The organism is Alkalihalophilus lindianensis (genome assembly GCF_032843265.1).
GTDB classification, from domain to species: Bacteria; Bacillota; Bacilli; order Bacillales; family Bacillaceae_D; genus Alkalihalophilus; species Alkalihalophilus lindianensis.
Genome location: NZ_JAWJBA010000908.1, coordinates 1 through 242, shown reverse-complemented (window position 1 = coordinate 242; position 242 = coordinate 1). Strand labels below are relative to the sequence as shown.

General features: G+C 70.2%; 1 protein-coding gene. It reads left to right on the top strand.

The window, feature by feature from the left end:
* Window positions 1-242: hypothetical protein (locus RYX56_RS24745; RefSeq protein WP_317124439.1), on the top strand; the 242-nt coding region annotated here is incomplete at both ends.

The window sequence follows — 242 nt, the reverse complement described above, 5'->3', positions numbered from 1 at the left end:
AGAAGAAGGCTGCGCAGCGGGACGTGCCGCGTCCGTTCGGTGATCTCGTCCCGGCCTACGAGGAGCCGGCACAGCTCGGACTCGCGGCCGCGAACTGGTTCCAAGGCGACCTGCGCGCCATGGATGCGTTCCTCGAAGAGATGGAGGCGGCGGACGCGCAGTGGATGAGAGCGGCGCTGCGGCCGTGCCTCGAACCCATCGTGCAGGCACTGCGGCGTGCGGCGGGTGGTCGTGGATCGGGC